The organism is Pseudomonas sp. NLJ1 (genome assembly GCF_049486705.1).
In the GTDB taxonomy this organism is placed as follows: Bacteria; Pseudomonadota; Gammaproteobacteria; order Pseudomonadales; family Pseudomonadaceae; genus Aquipseudomonas; species Aquipseudomonas inefficax.
This window is the reverse complement of record NZ_CP137735.1, coordinates 139,618-158,453: the sequence shown is the minus strand read 5'-3', so window position 1 is coordinate 158,453 and position 18,836 is coordinate 139,618. Positions and strand designations below refer to the sequence as shown.

General features: G+C 63.3%; 19 protein-coding genes and 1 riboswitch. Of the genes, 5 read left to right on the top strand and 14 right to left on the bottom strand.

Annotated features, from left to right (window positions below; genetic code table 11):
* Positions 1-62: 62 nt before the first annotated feature.
* From cobM to R9B85_RS00755, 5 genes are all read right to left on the bottom strand, one after another.
* Positions 63-815, bottom strand: coding sequence for a precorrin-4 C(11)-methyltransferase (cobM, locus tag R9B85_RS00775; protein WP_112252463.1), 753 nt, complete (start codon positions 813-815; stop codon positions 63-65).
* A gap of 35 nt (positions 816-850) precedes the next feature.
* Positions 851-1,237: a cobalamin biosynthesis protein gene (locus R9B85_RS00770; RefSeq protein ID WP_207878538.1), complete on the bottom strand. Its 387-nt coding sequence runs from the start codon at positions 1,235-1,237 to the stop codon at positions 851-853.
* Positions 1,237-1,923, bottom strand: a complete 687-nt coding sequence (locus R9B85_RS00765; protein ID WP_112252461.1) for a CbtA family protein — start codon at positions 1,921-1,923, stop codon at positions 1,237-1,239. Before R9B85_RS00765 ends, R9B85_RS00770 begins: the two co-directional genes overlap by 1 nt.
* Before the next feature lie 9 nt (positions 1,924-1,932).
* On the bottom strand, positions 1,933-2,121 hold the full coding sequence (locus tag R9B85_RS00760; protein ID WP_025339304.1) for a CbtB domain-containing protein: 189 nt from the start codon (positions 2,119-2,121) through the stop codon (positions 1,933-1,935).
* A 93-nt stretch (positions 2,122-2,214) separates the two neighbouring features.
* Positions 2,215-2,438, bottom strand: a riboswitch (cobalamin riboswitch).
* A 104-nt stretch (positions 2,439-2,542) separates the two neighbouring features.
* Positions 2,543-3,022 (bottom strand): GNAT family N-acetyltransferase, encoded by a 480-nt coding sequence (locus R9B85_RS00755; RefSeq protein ID WP_112252460.1) that lies wholly within the window; start codon positions 3,020-3,022, stop codon positions 2,543-2,545.
* Positions 3,023-3,146: 124 nt separating this feature from the next.
* Here R9B85_RS00755 and R9B85_RS00750 point away from each other — a divergent pair, with 124 nt between their 5' ends.
* The 5 genes from R9B85_RS00750 (at position 3,147) to R9B85_RS00730 (ending at position 7,208) form a co-directional block, all read left to right on the top strand.
* Positions 3,147-3,776 carry a LysE family translocator gene (locus tag R9B85_RS00750; RefSeq protein ID WP_423770712.1) on the top strand — a complete coding sequence of 210 codons (630 nt, stop codon included), beginning with the start codon at positions 3,147-3,149 and terminating at the stop codon, positions 3,774-3,776.
* 21 nt (positions 3,777-3,797) lie between these two features.
* The gene (locus tag R9B85_RS00745; RefSeq protein WP_112252459.1) at positions 3,798-4,670 is read left to right on the top strand and encodes an alpha/beta fold hydrolase; all 873 of its coding nucleotides are present in this window, start codon (positions 3,798-3,800) and stop codon (positions 4,668-4,670) included.
* A 96-nt stretch (positions 4,671-4,766) separates the two neighbouring features.
* Entirely contained in the window at positions 4,767-5,654 is an 888-nt protein-coding gene (locus R9B85_RS00740) for a pirin family protein (protein ID WP_313855068.1), read from the top strand.
* Between the two features lie 179 nt (positions 5,655-5,833).
* Positions 5,834-6,763, top strand: a complete 930-nt coding sequence (locus R9B85_RS00735) for a DNA-3-methyladenine glycosylase family protein (protein ID WP_423770711.1) — start codon at positions 5,834-5,836, stop codon at positions 6,761-6,763.
* Positions 6,764-6,947: 184 nt separating this feature from the next.
* Positions 6,948-7,208, top strand: coding sequence for a DUF1652 domain-containing protein (locus R9B85_RS00730; protein WP_112252456.1), 261 nt, complete (start codon positions 6,948-6,950; stop codon positions 7,206-7,208).
* A 19-nt stretch (positions 7,209-7,227) separates the two neighbouring features.
* Here R9B85_RS00730 and R9B85_RS00725 read toward each other — a convergent pair whose 3' ends face one another.
* From R9B85_RS00725 to R9B85_RS00685, 9 genes are all read right to left on the bottom strand, one after another.
* The gene (locus R9B85_RS00725; protein ID WP_112252455.1) at positions 7,228-7,842 is read right to left on the bottom strand and encodes a Yip1 family protein; all 615 of its coding nucleotides are present in this window, start codon (positions 7,840-7,842) and stop codon (positions 7,228-7,230) included.
* 94 nt (positions 7,843-7,936) lie between these two features.
* On the bottom strand, positions 7,937-8,224 hold the full coding sequence (locus tag R9B85_RS00720) for a hypothetical protein (RefSeq protein WP_085624798.1): 288 nt from the start codon (positions 8,222-8,224) through the stop codon (positions 7,937-7,939).
* A 170-nt stretch (positions 8,225-8,394) separates the two neighbouring features.
* Complete coding sequence (gene alkB, locus R9B85_RS00715) at positions 8,395-9,042, bottom strand: DNA oxidative demethylase AlkB (protein ID WP_112252454.1); 648 nt, start codon at positions 9,040-9,042, stop codon at positions 8,395-8,397.
* Between the two features lie 230 nt (positions 9,043-9,272).
* Positions 9,273-10,718 carry a curlin gene (locus R9B85_RS00710; protein ID WP_423770710.1) on the bottom strand — a complete coding sequence of 482 codons (1,446 nt, stop codon included), beginning with the start codon at positions 10,716-10,718 and terminating at the stop codon, positions 9,273-9,275.
* A 16-nt stretch (positions 10,719-10,734) separates the two neighbouring features.
* Entirely contained in the window at positions 10,735-11,208 is a 474-nt protein-coding gene (locus R9B85_RS00705; RefSeq protein WP_112252452.1) for a curlin, read from the bottom strand.
* A 15-nt stretch (positions 11,209-11,223) separates the two neighbouring features.
* On the bottom strand, positions 11,224-13,461 hold the full coding sequence (locus tag R9B85_RS00700; RefSeq protein ID WP_207878553.1) for an Ig-like domain-containing protein: 2,238 nt from the start codon (positions 13,459-13,461) through the stop codon (positions 11,224-11,226).
* Positions 13,462-13,493: 32 nt separating this feature from the next.
* Positions 13,494-14,822 carry a hypothetical protein gene (locus R9B85_RS00695; protein WP_112252451.1) on the bottom strand — a complete coding sequence of 443 codons (1,329 nt, stop codon included), beginning with the start codon at positions 14,820-14,822 and terminating at the stop codon, positions 13,494-13,496.
* Positions 14,823-15,046: 224 nt separating this feature from the next.
* Positions 15,047-16,174, bottom strand: a complete 1,128-nt coding sequence (locus R9B85_RS00690; RefSeq protein ID WP_207878555.1) for a DUF6708 domain-containing protein — start codon at positions 16,172-16,174, stop codon at positions 15,047-15,049.
* Positions 16,174-18,828 (bottom strand): T6SS effector BTH_I2691 family protein, encoded by a 2,655-nt coding sequence (locus R9B85_RS00685; RefSeq protein ID WP_207878557.1) that lies wholly within the window; start codon positions 18,826-18,828, stop codon positions 16,174-16,176. The genes R9B85_RS00690 and R9B85_RS00685 overlap by 1 nt, the downstream gene beginning before the upstream one ends.
* Positions 18,829-18,836 lie beyond the last annotated feature (8 nt).

The following is an 18,836-nucleotide window of genomic DNA, read 5'->3' as shown; positions in this document are numbered from 1 at the left end:
ATGACTCCTGTTTGCAGGCGGGAAACCGGAGTCTGCTACGCCTGCGGCGAACCTGGCAATGCTCAGTCGCCAGGCCGATACAGGTGGGCGTGCCCGGCGCGATACAAGGCCGACTCGGCAAACGGTGTGTCGCCCAGCACATGGCCCACAAGGATCAGCGCCGTGCGCCGGAAATCCTTGGCCGCGACGCGTTCCACGATATCGCCGAGGGTACCGCGCACCCAGTCCTGGTCCGGCCAGGTAGCACGATGCACCACCGCCACCGGGCAGTGCGCGCCGTAGTGCGGCAGCAGCTCATCGACGATACGCGACAGGTGCTTGACCCCCAGGTGAATCGCCAAGGTGCTGCCATGGCGCGCCAGCTCGCCCAGTTGCTCGCCGGGCGGCATGGGCGAACTGTCGCCATAGCGGGTGAGGATGACGGTCTGCGCTACCTGGGGCAGGGTCAGTTCGCAGCCGAGCAGGGCGGCGCTAGCCGCCGTGGCGGTGACCCCGGGGATGATCTGGTAATCGATGCCCAGCGCTTGCAGGTGGCGGATCTGCTCGCCGATGGCGCCGTACAGGCTGGGGTCGCCACTGTGTACCCGGGCCACATCCTGGCCTTGTTCATGCGCGCTGCGCATGGCGGCAATGATCTGTTCCAGATGCAGCTCGGCGCTGTTGATCACGGTCTCGGCCTGGTGCCCCTCGAGCACGGCGGCCGGCACCAGCGAACCGGCATAGATGATCACCGGGCACTGGCGGATCAGCCGTTGGCCCTTGATAGTGATCAGTTCCGGGTCGCCGGGGCCGGCGCCGATGAAGTAGACCGTCATGGAAAGTCCTTGCGAGAAAGAGGGGGAGGAAGCGTTCAACAGGCCAGGGCGAGGGTAGCCGGGCCCAGTATCTGGCGTTTCAGCAGCAACCTGGCAGTGCCAACCCGCTGGCAGGCCAGGGCCAGTGCCGCACTCTCTGCCACACCCCAGCAGCCACTGTGAGCATGGGCCGTGGCGGAGCGGTGGCTGAGCTGGGGTTCGTAAGGTTGCAACTGCGCGGTATCGTACAGCACCAAGGGCAGGTCGAGGCGTTCAGCCAATTGCTGCAAACCGGGTTCGTCGGCCTTCAGGCTGATGCTGGCGATGCCTTGCAGGTCGGCCAACGCCAGGCCCTGGTTGGCCAGGGCCTGGCGTAGCAATGTTTCCAGCGTATCCGCCGGGCAACCCCGGCGGCAGCCGAAGCCAGCGTAAAAGGCAGGCATCAGGCCTGATTGGAGCGCCGGAACAGCCAGGCGCTGAGCAGGCCCAGGGCCAGCCAGAAGGCGGCGTTGGTCAGCCAGGAGGCCACTTTGAACTGGGTTTCCAACGCTGCGGGGGCAAGGCTTTCGTGCACCTCGGGTTGCGGCGCACCGATCACATGAGGAATGACCAGCAACACGGCGCCAAATGCCTTGAGCAACCAGTGGCGGGCGAACACCAGCAGGGCCAGGCCCAGCGCGGTGGCGCTGGCGGTGCCGACCCACCAGGCCTGGCGTTGCCCCAGGTCGGCGGCGGCAGTACCTGGCAGTTCCGGCGGCAGGCCCAGGGTCGGGGCCAGGCAGAACACTGCGAAGCCGGCCAGGCCCCATAGTGCACCGGTGCCGGCACGCTTGGGTTCGCGCAGGCTGTACAGGGCGGTGAGGATCAGGGCGAAGCCGACCGCGACCACCAGGTTGCCGCCAGTGGTGGACAGCACCCGCTGCCAGCCGTCTTCCGGCGACCAGGCTTCGGCGCTGTGTTCATGGGCTGCCACTTCGCCGGCATGCTCGTGCTGGCCGACCGGGGCTGCGGACTCGTAGGTTTCTGCCTCGAGAATCAGCGGGGCGACCCAGAAGCTTTGCAGCAGGGTCAGCAGCAAGGCCGCCAGCAACCCGCTGAAGCCCGCGGTACGGGCAATGCGTGTGATCATCGGGCGTACTCAGTGGCAGGGGAAGGCGGCGCTGTGGCGGGTGTCGTGGGCGGCGTTGTGCACGGCCTCGATGTGCGAGAAGCCAGCGAAGTACACCAGGCACAAGCCCAGCAGGCTGGCGCCGACGGCGATGACGACACGCTGGCTGAGGGTAACGGGGGTAGTAATGCTGTGTTGCTTGGCGCTGGTGACGGGCATGACGCGTTCCTCTGCTTTTTGTGGGCAACGGGCAAGCGCGGCAGCCCCGAGCGTGGCAGCCCAGGGGAATGCAACAGCGCCCGCCCACCGCGGGGTGTTCATGAACGCCAGGCCGGTCTCCGGGCTTGCGAGGAGGAGCCAGGCTCCTGGAAGGCGTCACCTTCCCATGCCGGGTGATCGGGCACAGTGGTACAGACGCTTCGCTCGCTTACCGTTGCGGGGGCAGCACCGGCCTTGTCCGGCCCTGCTGGAGGGCCTGGGACGCACCGGTTTCCCGTTTCACCCCCATTGGGGGCACCTGAACGCGAGGCATAAGGAGACCATGGGGCGGGGCTGCCGTCAATTGCCAGAATCGAGTTTGCCGGCGCCTCGGCTACTCCGCACCCACAGGGATTGTGAAGCGGACGCAAAGCGCTCCCGGTCAGCCCCGGGCAAACGCCGCCAGCTTGTCCCCATCCAGCCGGTAACGCACCCACTCATCCTGCGGCTCGGCACCCAGCTTCTGGTAAAAGCCGATCGCCGGCTCGTTCCAGTCCAGCACGCTCCATTCCAGCCGCCCACACTTGTTCGCCACCGCCTCGCGGGCAATGTGCTGCAGCAACTGCCGGCCGGCGCCGTCGCCGCGTTGCTCAGGAGTGATGTACAGGTCTTCCAGGTAGATACCGTTGCGGCCTAGCCAGGTCGAGTAGCTATAGAAATACACGGCGAATCCGATTGCCCGGCCATCGCGTTCGCAAATCAGGCTGTGCACGGTGCTGCCCTCGTCGAAAAGGCTGTGCTCGATATCGGCAACGCTGGCGATTACCTCGTGGCGGGCGCGTTCGTACTCAGCCAGTTCGGTGATGAAGGCCAGGATCTGCTCGGCATCGTTGCGAACGGCAGGGCGAATGGTGAGGCTCATGGTGACGGCTTCCTTGGTCTGGGAGTAGCGGTACAGCGATGTGTATCTACACAATTTAGTGAAACTGTACCGGTTGTAGAGGAGGGGACTCCGTTAGTGTGACAGCACCCATAACGAAAGTGGAATGCCTGCCATGCTTGCCTCTGCCGACCTGCTGACCGCCTTCGTGCTGTTCGCCTTCGTGTCTTCCATCACTCCTGGCCCCAACAACACCATGCTGTTGGCCTCGGGTGTCAATTTCGGCGTGCGCCGCTCCATTCCCCACGCCATGGGTATCAGCGTCGGTTTCATGGTCATGGTGCTGGCCGTTGGCCTGGGCCTGGGGGAGGTGTTCAAGGCCTGGCCGGTGCTGTACACGGTATTGCGCTACACCGGCGCCGCCTACCTGCTGTACCTGGCCTGGAAAATCGCCACCTCCGGGGCGGTCGGCACCGCTTCGTCCAGTGCCCGCAAACCGCTGGGCTTCTGGGGCGCGGCGGCATTCCAGTGGGTCAACCCCAAGGCCTGGGTGATGGCAGTGGGGGCAATCACCACCTACACGCCGGCGCAAGGCTATGTGACCAACGTCATTGTCATTGCCGCCTTGTTCGCCCTGGTCAACCTGCCGAGCGTTGGGGTATGGGTGATGTTTGGCAGTGCCCTGCGCAACCTGTTGCAGAACCCGCGTTGGCTGATGCTGTTCAATGTCCTGATGGCCTTGTTGCTGGTGATTTCACTGTACCCGCTGCTGTTTGTAGAATCGGCATTTTCCTGACCCCGCGAGTACAGTAAGCCGATGCAGTTGATCCCCTGGTCCCACGAATGCGCCGAAGGTTTCACCCTGCGGGGCTGGCGAACCCCGGCCAGTGGCAAGCCGTTGCTGCATTTCCTGCACGGCAACGGCTTCTGCTGCCTGGCCTACCAGCCATTGCTGATGCGGCTGGGCGAACATTTCGACCTGTGGCTCAGCGATGTCCAGGGCCATGGTGACAGCGACCATGGTGGGGTGTTTCGTGGCTGGAACCGGACCGCTGCGCTGGCGGTGGACGCTTTCGCAGCCGGGCGAGGCGAGTATGGCGACGTGCCGCGCTTTGCCGTCGGGCACAGCTTCGGTGGCGTGCTCACCGGCCTGATCCTGGCCAGTGAGCCGCAACTGTTCACGCGTGCCGTGCTGCTTGACCCGGTACTGTTCAGCCGGCGCATGCTGGGTGTGATGGGCGTGGCGGCTCTGGTCGGCTTGCACCAGCGTCATACGCTGGCGCGCAAGGCTGCCACCCGTCGCAGCCACTGGCCCGACCGCGAGGCAGCCCTGGCTTCGCTGCATGGGCGGGGTATCTTCAAGGGCTGGACCGATGAGGCGTTGCGGGCCTACGTAGAGCATGCCATCGGTGACTGTGGCGAAGCGGTGGTGCTCAAGTGCCGGCCCAGCCGCGAAGTGGAAATCTTCAGTTCGTTCCCCAAACGCATGTGGGCGAGCCTGGCGGCGATCCGCACGCCCACGCGGGTGCTTTACGGCGAGCACACTTACCCCTTCGTGCCCCATTCGGTGAACCGCCTGGCGGCGCTCAACCCTCATGTCAGCGGCAGGCAGGTTGCCGGCGGGCATTGTTTCATGCAGGAAGACCCGGTCATGGCTGCCGAACAGGTGCTCGGTTTCTTGCAAGGCTGACTGTTCCATGGGTGGAACGATGAATGCCAAACAAGCCTGCTACCGCCTGATTGGCATCATTGATAAGGTTATCTCAACCAAGAGAGGAGCCTTCTCATGAAAACGATTCTGGGTATTCACCGCAGCCCTCACGCCCACTGGGTAGGTGATGGGTTTCCGGTGCGCAGCCTGTTCACCTACGACAACCTGGCCAGCAAGATCAGCCCGTTCCTGCTGCTGGACTATGCCGGCCCTCACGACTTCACCCCCACCAGTGCGCGGCGTGGCGTTGGCCAGCATCCGCACCGCGGTTTCGAAACCGTGACCATCGTTTACCAGGGCGAACTGGAGCACCGTGACTCCACCGGCGCTGGCGGCTTGATCGGCCCAGGTGACGTGCAGTGGATGACTGCTGCCAATGGCATCATCCATGAAGAGTTCCATTCCCCAGGCTTCGCCCGCACTGGCGGTACCCTGGAGATGGTGCAGCTGTGGGTCAACCTGCCGGCCCGGGACAAGCGCGCAGCGGCTGGCTACCAGACGCTGCTGGCCGAGGACATCCCGGTGGTGGCGCTGGAGGGCGAGGGCGGCAGCCTGCGAGTGATTGCCGGTGACTATCGTGGGCATTCAGGGCCGGCGCAGACCTTTACCGCCATGGATGTCTGGGACCTGCGCCTGAATGCCGGTGCAGCCTTGCAGTTGCCGGTTGCCGCCGGGCGCAATGCGGCGCTGGTGGTGTTGCGCGGCAACGTGCGGATCAACGGCGAGCGCGAAGCCGGCCCATCGAGCCTGGTGCTACTTGACCGCGCCGGTGAGGATGTAGCCGTCGAAGCACTGGAAGGCGCCAGCCTGCTGTTGCTCAGCGGTGAACCGATCGACGAGCCGATCGTGGGTTATGGCCCGTTCGTGATGAACAGCCAGGCAGAAATTGCCGAGTCGTTCGACGACTTCCATGCCGGGCGGTTCGGGCAGATGCAGGATGCACGGGACGGTGCGGCGCATTGATCCTTGCCTGAAAAAGCTGGGGCTGCGTTGCAGCCCTATCGCGACACAAGGCCGCTCCTACAGGGAAGCACAACCCCTTGTAGGAGCGGCCTTGTGTCGCGATAGAGGCGCAAAGCGCCCCCAGCACTCAAAAGCCACGTCCGGATTGAAACTATTGGCATTACTGGCATGATCACCCCATGCCCAAGCTCACCCCCTTGCACGCCGTGCGCCGATCATTGCCCACCCCTGGCCGCCACACCCTGTGGCTGCGCTACCATGCCCCTTACCACTGGCCCTCGACCCTGGCCTTCCTCTCTGCCCGCTGCATCCCCGGCATCGAGACCTGTCTCGACGGCACCTACCGCCGTACCTTGGTAACTGCCGGCCGCCACGCCGTGTTGCACGCTACCCCTTCGGGCAGCCAGTACCTGCGGGTCTGCCTTGAAGGCGTCCCGACCCGCGCGCTGCCCGGCCTGATCGCAAGGCTGAGGCGGTTCTTCGACCTCGATGCCGACCCCGCGCGCATCACTGCCGAACTGTCTCGCGATCCACTGATGGCCCGCCTGCTACAGGAACGCCCCGGCCTGCGCGTGCCGCAAGGCTGGGACGCTTGCGAGCAGGCCATGCGCACTGTGCTGGGCCAGCAGGTCAGTGTGGCCGGGGCCATTACCTTGGCCGGCCGCCTGGTGCACCGCTATGGCGTGCCCTTGCGTTTGCCCGCACCGGGCCTGAGCCACGTGTTCCCGGCGTTACCGGTATTGGCGGCTGCGCAGTTCGTTGGCATGGGCATGCCGCGGGCGCGCGCCGCCACTCTGGGTACGCTGGCCAATGCATTGCTCGCCGAGCCGGGGTTGCTCCGCCGCGGGCAAGTGCTGGATGAACTGCTGCGCAACCTGTGCCAGATCAAAGGTATCGGCCCGTGGAGCGCGCATTACCTGGCGTTGCGCCAGGCCGGCGCGGCCGATGCCTTGCCGCTGGGCGACGTGGCGCTGATCAAGGCGTTGCGCCTGCTCGAAGGCGACGACGCCCAACTGGCGCAACGATCCCTGGCCTGGCGACCGTGGCGGGCCTATGCGGCGCAGCATCTTTGGGCATCGCTGGGGCCTGTCGGGACCGCTCGTCGCTAAGTCTGCCAGTGCGTTCGAACGCGCGGCCTGCCCAGGCAATCTTCCACTAAGGTGCTAGAGGATTCGCTGCATGCTCATTGCCCAGGCGCATGGATGCCTGCCCCGGCATGCGCAATATCAATTGGCGCCTCGCCCGACAAAGGCGTACTCACACAACAGGCCATCCCAAAGAGAGGGTCGTACCATGTCGTTGATAGGAGTTTCGATGCTAGAAATGCGGCAGATGATCGAGCAGGCCTGCCTGCCCGACCGTTGTGAAGTCAGCTGCACGGACGGCGCCAACCTGACCATCCGCCTGGGTCAGGGCCAGAGTCTCGAGGAGGGCGTGACCCTGAGCGGAGTCCCCCTGCAAAGCCTCAACAGTTGCCGCGACCTGGTCAACCTGGTGGGGCAGCTGCATGCGCTGCGTGACAGCCACCCGGCGCCACTCAAGGCGATCGCCTGAGGCGTCTGCCGCGCCCCGGTCAGCCCAGGCTGGCCGGGCGCACATATTCCGGCATCAGGCCGTTGAACCAGAACAGGATCATCGCCACCAGGATGGTCACCAGCAGCAGTAACCCCACCCCCCACACGCAGGTTGCGAACAGCATGGCCTGTTCCTTCTTCAGTCTCAGGAAGGTCTGCAACCCACCATACAGCAACACGCTGGCATACGCCGAGGCTGCCAGCAGTGCCGCCAGCGCCAGCCAGCGGATCGGCAGCAGGCCGACCACCCCGGCAAAGAACCAAGGCGTGGCGCAGTAGGCGGCAAAGCCGATGCACTGGTTGAGGCTGGGCTGTGCATCGAAACCGCGCGACATCCAGCGGATCATCATGCCCATCAACATCACCCCGACGACCGTGGTGGCATACAGCAGGCCCGCCAGTTGCGCTGCGCTGGCCATGCTCAGGCGTACGCGTTCCTCGGCCGCCAGGCTCCAGCCAAAGGTGGTGGTGCCGACGAACAGGCACACCGCGGGGATCAAGGCCAGGGCCAGCAGGCGCGGCAGATATTGCTGCGGGTGGTCTTCCTCGGCCCGACGAATTTCCAGCCAGGCGTCGGCGGGGTGAGTGAAGAGCTTGAGCAACGGGCTGTTCATTGGCGTTCTCCGTTTTCCGGCAGGTCTGGGCCCTTTTGCTATGGAGACATGCCGCGCCGTGCGGGTTCAGCCGGGTTGATCGCCGTTGATCGTCTTACAGCAGTTCCAGCAGCAGGTTCAGGCCGCCATCACCGCATTTGCCTTGATCGCGGACCACACCGTGGTAGCTGCGCCCGTCCCAGACGAAGGCCACGCTGTGGGCACGGTCGACCTTGTCGGGCAGCGGCGGGCAAATGTGCAGGCGCAGGCCTGGGCGGCCTTGCAGGTTGAGGGCCGCGAGCTGGCATTGGCACTCCACGCTTTGTGCCACCGGGCCGAACAGGGTATCGCGTACGTAATCGAGTTGTACTGAGGCATTGGGCGCGCGGCAGGGCATTTTCATCGGCGCGCGGCTCCGCTGTGAGGGGGCGGGAAACAGGGCTGGCAGGGCATGGCGAGCTCCAGGCTGAAGAAGGCGTGGCTTATCGTTTGAAGCTTGCCTGGCCAAGATGTTCAACGCGTTTCATGCGCGTTCATCATTTTTTGCGCCGGGTGGCCGGCCGTTGGTCCGGTTCAGCCACCGGCCTTGCGCAAGGTCAGGTTGATCCGCCGTTCACCCAGGCGCGGATGCACGCCAGGCTTGATCGGGAGCACGCCGTGAAAGCGCAAGCGGTCTTCGCCGCCCCAGACCAGCACATCGCCATGGTTCAGCGGGATGCGCTGGGTCTTGTCGGCGCGCTGCAATCCACCGAACAGGAACACCGCCGGCAAGCCCAGCGAAACCGACACGATCGGCTGGCCGAAGTCCTGCTCGTCACGGTCCTGGTGCAGGCTCAGGCGGGTGCCCGGCAGGTAGTGGTTGACCAGGCAGGCATCCGGTACGAAACCGTCGAACCCGGCCATGGCAGCGGCGCGGGCGGCCAGCTCGAGCAACACCGGGGGCAGGGCGGGCCAGGGTTTGCCACTGAGCGGGTCGCTGGGGCTGTAGCGGTAGCCGTGTTCATCACTGACCCAACCCAACGTGCCGCAGTTGGTCAGCCCTACCGCCATGCGCAGGCCACCCGGGGTATGCATGTGCCGGAACGGCGCGGCACGCAGCACCGGGCGCAGGGCATCGAGCACGGCCTCGATCTCGGCCAGGGCGAAGCCGGGCAGCAGCACGGTGTGGCTGGCCAGGCGTTGCGGCTGGGAGCCGAACAGGTCGAGGTCGGACTGGATCATGGGATTGGGTATCGGCTTTGGCTGGGGACCATTGTAATGCGCTTGGCAGGTTTGGCCTATTCGCGGGCATGCCCGCTCCCACAGGGTTGGCGCAGGCTTTGATGGCAGTGGGGTACCTGTGGGAGCGGGCGTGCCCGCGAACAGGTCGGCAAGAAAACGCCGTTCTGACAGGAATAAAAAGGAACCGCGGCACCAGGGAGAGGAGCACCGCGGTTCAAGGGGGGAGCGATCTATTGCTGGGTCACAGTGGCCACGTTCGCGCTACCCAGCTGGGTAATGGTCGCGGTCTGGGTGACACCGCTCTGGTCGACATACGCCTTGTTGCCCTGGCCTCCCTGGGTCACGTAGGCGATGTTGTAGCTGTCAACCTGCTTGATATTGGCTTCGTTGCCGCCACCGTACAGCTGATTGGTGTAGCTCTGGTTGCTGTAGCCGGACTGGTCCAGGTTGATGACGTTGCCGTTGCCCTGGCTGTTGCCATAGGCATAGTTTTCGGTGCCACGCTGGTCGGCGATCAGGATGTTGTCAGTGCCGTTCTGCTCGAAGTACAGCTCGTTGTTCATGTCGGTCTGCTTGGTCTCCATCTGGTTGCCGGTGCCTTTCTGGGTCAGCGTCGCCAGTTGGTTGTCACCGTTCTGGGTCAGGTTGACGCCGTTGCCATTGCCGTTCTGGTTGATGGTGGCGTTCTGGTTGGTACCGAACTGGCCGCCCATCTTGGCGCCTTTCCAGTTGCTGGCGGTGACGCTGTTGCCATTGCCCTTGGTGTTGATGGTCAGGTTGAGGTTTTCACCGTTCTGGTAGGTGAAATGCAGGTTGTTGCTACCGGTCTGGGTGATGGTGGTGGTCGAGTTGTTGGTTTCGAACTGGTCCGACCAGCTGGCGTTGGCCGTGCCCTGTTGCGACAGGCTGACCGTGTTGTTGGTGCCGAAGCTCTGGTCGATATAGCCTTCGTTCAGCTGGCCGGACTGGGTCACCGATGCCTGGCTGGCGGTCTGGTTGTCCTGCCACACTTCCACCGAGTTGCCGCCACCGTACTGGCCAATGCCGATGGCGCCGCCGGTGCCGTCGCGCTGGTCGCCATACGCCCAGTTGCCCTTGCCCTCCTGGTAGACCTGGATATCGCCATCGACGTAGTTCAGGTGCTCGGCGGCGGCGTAGTTGTCCTGGCCGACCTGGTTGATGCTGCTGCGGTTGTTGCTGCCACCAAAGGTCTGCTCGATGAAGGCTTCGTTGCGCTGGCCGGATTGCCAGGTGGTGGCCTTGCTGCCTTCCTGGCTGTCCTGCCACACGGTCGAGGCGTTTTCGGCGCCTTGCTGGGTTTGCAACGCTTGGTTGCCCAGGCCCAGCGACTGGCTGGCGAATGCATCGTTGTAGCTGCCACCGGCATGCTGGGTGATCTGGCTGCCGTTCTCGAACAGCTGGTCGGCGTAGCCTGCGTTGTACTGGCCGTTGGCGCTCTGCTGGATATCGCTGGTGCTCTCCGACTGCACCGCAAGGTGGTTGTTGCCCTTGCCGGTCTGGGTCTGGGTGGCCGAGGCGAATGGCGCCAGTGACTGGCTGACCTCGGCGATGTTTTCCTTGCCGTCCTGGGTCTGCGACGAGGTGCTGTCAGCAGCCATGGCCTGACCTGCAAGGGCCAGGACGATGGCGGCACTTAACGGAGCGAGCTTGTACATGGGGGTGCCTCCAGGTCTATCGGTATTGGGTGATCTGAACGTGCTGGCCATTGCCGGCCTGGGTCACGGAGCTGGTGAGGCCTGTGCCCGCCTGCACGATGCTGGCGCTGTTGTCGTTGCCGATCTGCTCGATGGCCGCGCTGTTGCTGCTGCCGGTCTGGCGGATCGACGCGGTGTTGCCATTTCCCTGTTGGCTGATGATGGCCATCAGGTCACTACCTTCCTGCAAGATGTACGCTTCTTGCGCGCCACCGGCCTGGACGATGCGGCCCAGCAGGGCCTGGCCGTTCTGGTCGAGGGCGGCGCGGTTGCCCGCGCCTTGCTGCTCGACCACCGCAGCCTGGCCGGCGCCGGCCGGCAGCAGGCGGATGATCACCGGTTCGCCGAGGTCGTTGCCGGGCGCGAGGTCGGCATTGTCCAGCAGGTCCTCGGCCCAGCAGGCCTGGCCCGCCAGGGCCAGGCCGAGCAGCAGGGAATACAGGCATTTCATTGCAACCTCCGGCCTTTACTGCACGGTTACGTTGACGGTGCGTGTGGTGCCCTGGCTGGTGGTGATCGTCGCCGTCGGTGCCGCAGTCGGGATGATCGTGGTGCTATTGCTCACCGCCAGTCGCCAGCGGCCGGTCAGCGCTACCGTGGCAGTGCCAAGGGTCTGCACGCCGGTAGTGGTGGTTACCCGCACGGTGACGGTGTTGCCGGTGGTGACCGACGAGGTGCCGCTGAGGTCCCAGTTGTAACGGTTGTTGGAGCGTGCCGTGACCGTGGCAGCCGTGACCGTGAAGGTTTCGGCGGCAGGCCGTGGTGACACGTTGACGGTAACCGTGCCGGAGTTGGACAGGGCCCCCAGCGAGTCACGAGCCTGGTAGGTGAAGGTGGTAGTGAAGGCCGAGGTCACCGTGGCCGGTGGGGTGTAGGTCACTGCGGTGCCGTCGGTGCTGACGGTGCCCCGGCCGGCAGCCGGCTGGGTAAGGGAGGCAGCGGGGACAGTCAGCGGCAGGTTGCCTTCCGGATCGGTGTCGTTGGCCAGCACGTTGATGGTCAATGGCACGCCCAGGGTAGCGACGGTTTCCGGGTTGGCGGTTGGGGCCCGGTTAGGTGCTACGTTGACGGTGACCGTGGCCGGTTCCGACTTCAGGCCCTTGGCGTCCACCGCCCGGTAACTGAAGGTGGCCACCACGGGTTGCGTGGCCCCGGCTGGCGGGGTGTAGGTGACCGAGGTGGTGCCGTTCATCACCACGCCGCCAAGGCCTGTACCGGGCTGGGTCAGGTCGCTGATGGTCAGCGGCACGTTGCCATCCGGGTCGCTGTCGTTCTGCAGCAGGTTGAGGGTGATCGGGATGCCGACGCTGGTGCTGCCGATATCGGCCTGGGCCAGCGGTGGCTGGTTGGCCGCCTCGACCGGCGCGTTGCCGACCACGACCACCGGTTCGACATCGCTGCCACCACGTGCCGATTTGACCGTGATGGTGGCTGGTGGCTGCGGCACGTCGTTGACGGTCAGGCTCTGCAGCGTGCCCGCCTTGGACAGGCGACCATAGCCCTGGGCGAGCAGGTCGGGGACCGCTACCTCGTCACTGGAACTGGCCTCGATCAGCAGGCGCTTGTTGGCCCAGTCGTAGCGTGCGGTGCTGACCTTGACCACGTCGGTGAGCTTGCTCGACAGCGCGGTCGGCTGGGTTCCGCCGGCGTTGTCGCTGGCGGTGACCACCACCACCGCAGGCGGTGCTTCCTGGCTGAGCTGCTGGTGGAAGAACAGCCCGTTGTTGTCGGTGGTGAGGGTGTACTGGCACGGCGAAGGCGGGGTGCCGACCAGGGCGATGCCATTGCGCATGCACAAGCTGGCTGCGCTAGGCGCCTTTGCGAATACTTCCGTACGGGTGCCGGTGGCATTGCGCGAATAGGTGGCGCGCTCCAGGCTGACCGGGGTCTGGGCACGTTGGTCCAGTACCTTGCCGGAAACGGTGAAGGTGTTGGTCTGGATGGTGCCAGCGGGGCCTTGGATGCGCACGAAGTTGGTGTTGAAGGGGCTGCCGGTCACCGCTTCGGTGATATTGGGGTCGCCGATGTAGGTTTCGATGGCGCCGGTATCGGGGTTGACCGCGGTATAAGGCCCACCAACACCCTTCAGCCAGGGGCCGATCGCCCCCGCCAGCGCGCCCCGGAAGTTGCCCGGTGCGCCGATGCCGATGTCGCGGGTGATGTTGATTGCCCGTCGGCCTGGCGTGGTGACGTTGACCGTCTCCACCCCGTAAGGGTGGGTGATGGTGTAGGTACCGGTGCTTGGGACCGAAGCACGGATACGGATCCGGGCGAAGCTTTGCTGGTCACCATCGACCGGGTTTTCGGCGGCGAAGGCTGCCTCCACCCCGGCTACATAAACCTCCAGCTCATAGCCGCTGTTGCCCACCTGTGGGATGTCGGTTTCAGCCAGGAACCAGAACATCTCTGGCGGCCAGTTGTCCGGGAACACCAGCGGCAGGGCATCGTCATAGATGCCAGGCTCGGGTAGCAGGGTACACATGTAGGCTGGTGCCCCTGGCGCGCCCGGCGCACGTGTACTGGTGGCACGGGACTGGCACAGCTCCAGGGACTGGTCGAGGCTGTCCTTGTACCACATCGGATAGCCACCGGTGGCGAAGGTGTAGGGCCCCGGGTCGACATCGGACAGCGCGGCAAACGCGGCGCTGGTAACGGTAAGGGAGAGACCGGCGGCCAACAGCGCACGGCGCGACCAAGTGTTCATGCTGCCTCCTTGAAGGCTGAGCCTTTGTCTGTTCATGGCACCAGCACCACGTCTTCGGTGTCGCTACCGCCGTTGGTACTGGTGACCTGCACCTTGGCCGGCGGGATGGGTGACAGGCTGGTGCTCAGCGTCTTCACGGCGCCAGTGCCGCTCAGATTGCCGATCAGCGCGCCGTTGCCGGTATGTGCGGTGAGCACTGGCGGCGTGGTTTCGTCGCTGGTGCTGGCCACCAGGGTCAGCTCGCCGGTGGACAGGCGGTACTGAGCCTGGGTGATGGTAACCAGGTCGGTCAGCGGCACGTTGGCGGTGGTCAGGCTGCTGGTAGGGATCGCCACGCTGTTGTCGGCGGTCAGCGTCAGGATCGACCCGGCGGCCGGGTCGAGCACCGACTGGGCGTACCAGGCACCGGTACCGTTGGCCTCGGTGAGGTTCAGGTTTGGTGTCTGGCTGGTCAGGGCGACGCTGGCCGGTGGCGGTGGGGCCATCACGAAGATGTCCTGCTGCGCGTGCAGGTCGCCGTTCTCGGTATGCCGCGAGTAGGTACTGCGTTGCGGCATCAGCGGGGTTGGCAGGGCCACTTCGGAAAGCTTGCCCGAGACCGCGAACAGCTCGGTGCGCAGGTCGATGCCACCGGGGCCTTCGATGCGTACGTAGTTGGTATTGAACGGGCTGCCGGTCACCCGTTCTTCCAGGTTCGGGTCGCCGATGAAGCGCTCGCTGCCTTCGGTGTAGGGGCCGTTGACGCTGCGCAGGAATGGCCCGACATCGCCTTTCAGGGCGCCAGTGAAGTCGCCAGCGCCGGCAATGCCGATGTCGCGAGTCATGTTGATTGCCCGGCGCCCGCCCGCAGGTACGTCGAACACGTCAACGCCGTATGGGTGAGTGACCACATAGGTGCCGGCGGTTGGTACATCGACCCGGATACGCACCCGGGCGAAGCTGACCTGGTCGCCGTCGACCGGTTCTTCAGCGGCAAAGGCCGCTTCGATGGCGGTGCCGTAGCTGAGGTCGATGCCGCGGGTGGCGTCGACGATGGCGGCATCGGCGGTGAACCAGAACGCCTCGTCAGGGAAGTTGGTGGGGAAGACGATGGGTTGGGTATCGTCGAACACGCCGGGGGTAGGCAGCAGCGTGCACATGTACGACGGTGCGCCGGGCGCGCCAGGCACCCGCGAGCTGACGGCCTTGGTCAGGCACAGGTCGAGGGTACGACCATGGCTGTCCTGGTACCAGGCGGGGAACCCGCCGTTGGCGGGAACATAGGCGCCAGGGTCGACAGCGTTCAAGGCAGCCTGCGCCGGGAGCTGGAGCATGCCGGCGAAAATCGCCACTGCCAGCGGGTGGGGTATCGGTCGGTGCATGAGTCATTTCCTCCTGCAAACGGGCCCATGGACTTGGGGCGTCTGGCAGGAGATCGGCAATAGGCGTGCCAAGCCGGGAAAAACATGCTGTAGCCCTTACAGGGCAAGGGATCCAATTCTCTTGCGAAGGCCTTGGCAAGTATTTGCCGTTGGGCACCGTGCCCCCAAGGTTGGGGACTGGGGCAGGTGGTGCCGACCCATTCGTAGCATCAGCTACTCGGTCGCTACACCTTCGATCTCGGCGTACGTAATTTGCGTGGCTTTTTCTCTGAACGCTTGCCGGGTTTGAGATGCCAGCGATCGGCATTGGCGAGCAGGCGCTCCTGGATCGCAGGTGGGTAGTCGCTCAGCGTTGTCACCGCTGGAACGGGCTTGCCGGGCATTCCAGCTTCGCGGATCACCTTCGGCCAGCGCGGTCGCCAGCACAACAGCAGGCTCAGCCAATGGCCGGTTCCGATGATGACGAAGGCGGGACAAACCAAGAGCAGGACGACTTTGAACAGCCAGCTGCTTTTCCGGAAGAAGCGACCCAATCCTTCGAACTGGGCACCGAATGCCTGGACGAGCGAGGGGAGTTGGGTGCTCAGACGGGGACGGGGGACGGCATGTGGGCCATCTTCCATATAGCGGCGAATGAATTCCCACTCGTCCCGAAGTTCACTACCGCCTTGGCCTTGCTTGCCGAGTAGGGCCATTTCCATGTGAGGGAGGCCGGTGTGGCTGGGGTGCCAGACCAGGCACAGCCTCATGCCCGCGCTGAGGGAGTCGTCTTCGGGTTTGACGCCTGTGCTTCCGGTTGTTCTCCAGGGGAATGTAGCTATACCGCCGCAGCAGCTTGGTCTATGGAGGTGAACTTGCTGGGTTTTTCGATTGAAGCGAATGAGCAAGTGGCGACTGGTAAGCATTTCTAGTCGCGTAAAACGAAATCCGTATTTGGCATAAAAATAATAAACGGCTCCGCCTATTGATAGCATGTATGTGCTGAAAAGGACCGAGAACACAGAAAGGAAGTCGGGTTGAGTTATGTTGGTGTAGACGGAGCTCAATGTTATCTTCAGCCATGCGTAAGTCATCGGAACTAAACTGCCAAGCGTCATTATAGTGATGATGCCGCGTTTTTCTTCTGACCCGCCACAGCGCATTTCCATATATGTATCGTTAAAAGAAAATATCGGGCCGCGTGCATTGGGTTTTTCGCTGACACTGTTGAAGTGTATTTGTTTGCTCATGTCATTTTCATTGGAATCCTTGTCAGCTCGCTTTTCAATCAAGCTTCTCTGCGCGTCAAATACCTTACGCTTCGCTTTTGATTCAATTGCCATCTCCCACAGCCCCCGCTCGATAAGATACATCAAAGGACCTCGCTGAAAGCTGAGTGCAGGGCTGCTAACTCTTCTCGTTCATCGTAAGGTTTAGAGCTTTTATCCAAACGATAGCTGCTTCGCTTGCACCACTTTTCCAGCGCATCGTCCTCGAGCAAGAAAATGATGGTAGTTAGGAGCAAGCCTACCCAGAACGCTCCTAAAATTAATTTGGTTAACAGCAAACGAGCCGCCTGCGTGCCCAGTCTAGTAGCCAGGCTGCTTAATGATCGCCCTACAAGACGTATGAGTTTGCTCTGGTTATTGATCGTGAGGCGATCGAAGAGGGGCTTAGCTATTCCTATGGCAGTTCCCAATTCTCCGACAGATAAAGCGAGTGTAGCCAGTGCGCGCGTAAAATAGGCCCCACTCAATGTCCACGATTTCGTTGAGGCACTAGGTTGAGTGTGACTTTTTACCCCGTCGGCGAAGTCCCACCAAGCCAGTACGAACCCACCCATCCCCGCTAATCCGGCGCCCCAGAGTTTCAGCCTCCCCAAGGTCGCAACTGCACCTCTACCGGTCACGCTATTTGCGCCGTAACGCGTCACCACCTGTTCCACATAGCTGGCCCCAATCTCGAAACCCGCCGCAGCCGTGGTCATGGCGGCTGCCATGAGTTCGGTCTTAATCCGTACATCACTGCCAGGCAGTTCGCGGGCCTTGAACGCCATCAGCATCCCTTCCAGCAGGCATACAAGACTGGAGACACGTACTTTGTAGAAGTCGCTCTTATTGGCTTGCATCAATCCTTCGGCCCAGGCCTGGTCCAAGTAACGTCCTGCCTGGCCAGCGCTGCGCTGCGGATTCAATGGCTGCCCGCTACGAGCCGCATCACTTAGGCGTATGTCGACAGCTGTCTCATGTACCGAAGCAAACAGCGTCAGGCGCAGGCCATGGTGCAGGGCACGGTCCATACTGTTGGGGGCTCCGGTACGCAGTACCTGTCGGCCCAGTGCCACGTACCAGGCGTATAGACCGATGCTAGCGTGGCTGTTTCTGTTCTGCAGTTCTTCATATAAAGCGTTGGCGCGCCCGAAAGCATTCGCCGCAATGTGTGCTTGCCGGACAAGTGACTCACGCAGCACAAACCATGATTCCGACGGTGGTTTGGCCATGGCCGCTTCCCGCAGCGTCGCGAGCGCATCACGAATGTCATCCTGGTTGTACGTGATACCCCGTATCGCCAGGTTGCTCCGATCAGCAACGTCACTGCGCCACCAGTGGTCCAGCACGGTCGTTCCCCATTCACTGAGCTCCATGCCGATCACGCACTGGCCGGTCTGTTCGGCAAAGGCTAGGCCATTGATCAGGTCGGCATTGTCGTAACGGTCCAAGGCCTGTAGCAGGCGTTCACTGATCAACCAGCGGGCATGATCCTTGGCCCGATCCTCTGTCTCCTGTTGGGCCTGTTGCATGGCCTGCTCGAAACTTTCCAGCTGATCGTGCATCGCCTGCCGATCGACCAGATGGCCGTATTTCTGGTCGAACTTCTTGCTGAATTCACCGCTATCCTGACGGGACTGGACCTTGGCGCGGACGTCGCGCTCGAACTTCTCAAGCTGTGGTCTCATCCTCTCATCATGCGCATCGGCCTGTTGCCTAGCCCGATCAGAAAATGCATAGAACTCCACCGGCGTAGCCGGCTGGTTGCGAATGGTCTCGGCCATGACTTCGCGCTTGACGATCCGGTCGGCCATCATCTGCGGGTAGAGCTTTTCGATCTCCAGGAACGATTGTGCGATTAGCAGTCTTCGCTCGTTGTCCACGCCTGGTTCTACGGAGTGCCGCAGCCACTTGGTCTTTACGTCGTCGACGGCAGCATTGCGCCAGGCATTGAGCTCCTGGGTGATACCGATGGCGTCTTCGATGACGATTGCGGCGCCGCGGGGTTTGGTTTGGTTAACCAACGGTGCCAAGGCTTGTCGTGACGCGTGTGGCGAGACGATCTGATCGTTGTTGAAGGGCTGCATGTCCAGCAGCGCTTTCAGGTCTGAATCCTCCTGGGCTTTGAAGTCGGCGACCCAACCAAGCTGATCGTGCTTGAGTACATGGTTTTGCGGCGGCGCATCGGAGGGCTGGATGAATTGGGCGATATCGATGGCCGGTAGACTACTGCGATACTCGTCCTCAAGTAGGCGATAGTTGTCGAGCATGCGTGGGGTCAGTGGGGAAGGGCTGAACAAAGGGCGCAGTTCTTGGATGTCATCCAGATCGTAAAGAGTGATAGTCCAGCCAAAGCCGCGAATGATCTCCTCTAGGTTGGCGGCGTTGGGAGCGGATTCCCAAGGCGCGTCGGCGCGGATGTACAGCAGCGAGCCGTTGGGTGCAACGCGGTACTGGCTGTGCCATTGATAGGCCGGTTCGCTGTGACGCTTGATCAGCAGGTAGAGAAAGCCTTCGCGCAAAGGGCGGATGGCATAGTCAGAATGGGTCAGCTCGCCGACATCTTGAAAGGGGCTGAGGTAGCCCGGCAATTTGGGCAAGCGGGCGCGTTGTGCCGGGTTGCCACCGACGGCGGCGTAGCGCAGGGGCAGCAGTTCGAAACGGCGGGTGCAATCCGCGACAGGGCTGTTGCGCAGTGCAGGGCGGTAGCCGGTGGTGATGCGTCTGCAAAGTTCGAGGGTTTCGGTGACCGAGTCCATGGCTGTGT

Coding starts and splice junctions, on each gene's coding strand:
- cobM (WP_112252463.1), bottom strand. CDS start 815: ATGACGGTCTACTTCATCGGCGCCGGCCCCGGCGACCCGGAACTGATC.
- R9B85_RS00770 (WP_207878538.1), bottom strand. CDS start 1,237: ATGCCTGCCTTTTACGCTGGCTTCGGCTGCCGCCGGGGTTGCCCGGCG.
- R9B85_RS00765 (WP_112252461.1), bottom strand. CDS start 1,923: ATGATCACACGCATTGCCCGTACCGCGGGCTTCAGCGGGTTGCTGGCG.
- R9B85_RS00760 (WP_025339304.1), bottom strand. CDS start 2,121: ATGCCCGTCACCAGCGCCAAGCAACACAGCATTACTACCCCCGTTACC.
- R9B85_RS00755 (WP_112252460.1), bottom strand. CDS start 3,022: ATGAGCCTCACCATTCGCCCTGCCGTTCGCAACGATGCCGAGCAGATC.
- R9B85_RS00750 (WP_423770712.1), top strand. CDS start 3,147: ATGCCTGCCATGCTTGCCTCTGCCGACCTGCTGACCGCCTTCGTGCTG.
- R9B85_RS00745 (WP_112252459.1), top strand. CDS start 3,798: ATGCAGTTGATCCCCTGGTCCCACGAATGCGCCGAAGGTTTCACCCTG.
- R9B85_RS00740 (WP_313855068.1), top strand. CDS start 4,767: ATGAAAACGATTCTGGGTATTCACCGCAGCCCTCACGCCCACTGGGTA.
- R9B85_RS00735 (WP_423770711.1), top strand. CDS start 5,834: ATGCCCAAGCTCACCCCCTTGCACGCCGTGCGCCGATCATTGCCCACC.
- R9B85_RS00730 (WP_112252456.1), top strand. CDS start 6,948: ATGTCGTTGATAGGAGTTTCGATGCTAGAAATGCGGCAGATGATCGAG.
- R9B85_RS00725 (WP_112252455.1), bottom strand. CDS start 7,842: ATGAACAGCCCGTTGCTCAAGCTCTTCACTCACCCCGCCGACGCCTGG.
- R9B85_RS00720 (WP_085624798.1), bottom strand. CDS start 8,224: ATGAAAATGCCCTGCCGCGCGCCCAATGCCTCAGTACAACTCGATTAC.
- alkB (WP_112252454.1), bottom strand. CDS start 9,042: ATGATCCAGTCCGACCTCGACCTGTTCGGCTCCCAGCCGCAACGCCTG.
- R9B85_RS00710 (WP_423770710.1), bottom strand. CDS start 10,718: ATGTACAAGCTCGCTCCGTTAAGTGCCGCCATCGTCCTGGCCCTTGCA.
- R9B85_RS00705 (WP_112252452.1), bottom strand. CDS start 11,208: ATGAAATGCCTGTATTCCCTGCTGCTCGGCCTGGCCCTGGCGGGCCAG.
- R9B85_RS00700 (WP_207878553.1), bottom strand. CDS start 13,461: ATGAACACTTGGTCGCGCCGTGCGCTGTTGGCCGCCGGTCTCTCCCTT.
- R9B85_RS00695 (WP_112252451.1), bottom strand. CDS start 14,822: ATGCACCGACCGATACCCCACCCGCTGGCAGTGGCGATTTTCGCCGGC.
- R9B85_RS00690 (WP_207878555.1), bottom strand. CDS start 16,174: ATGTATCTTATCGAGCGGGGGCTGTGGGAGATGGCAATTGAATCAAAA.
- R9B85_RS00685 (WP_207878557.1), bottom strand. CDS start 18,828: ATGGACTCGGTCACCGAAACCCTCGAACTTTGCAGACGCATCACCACC.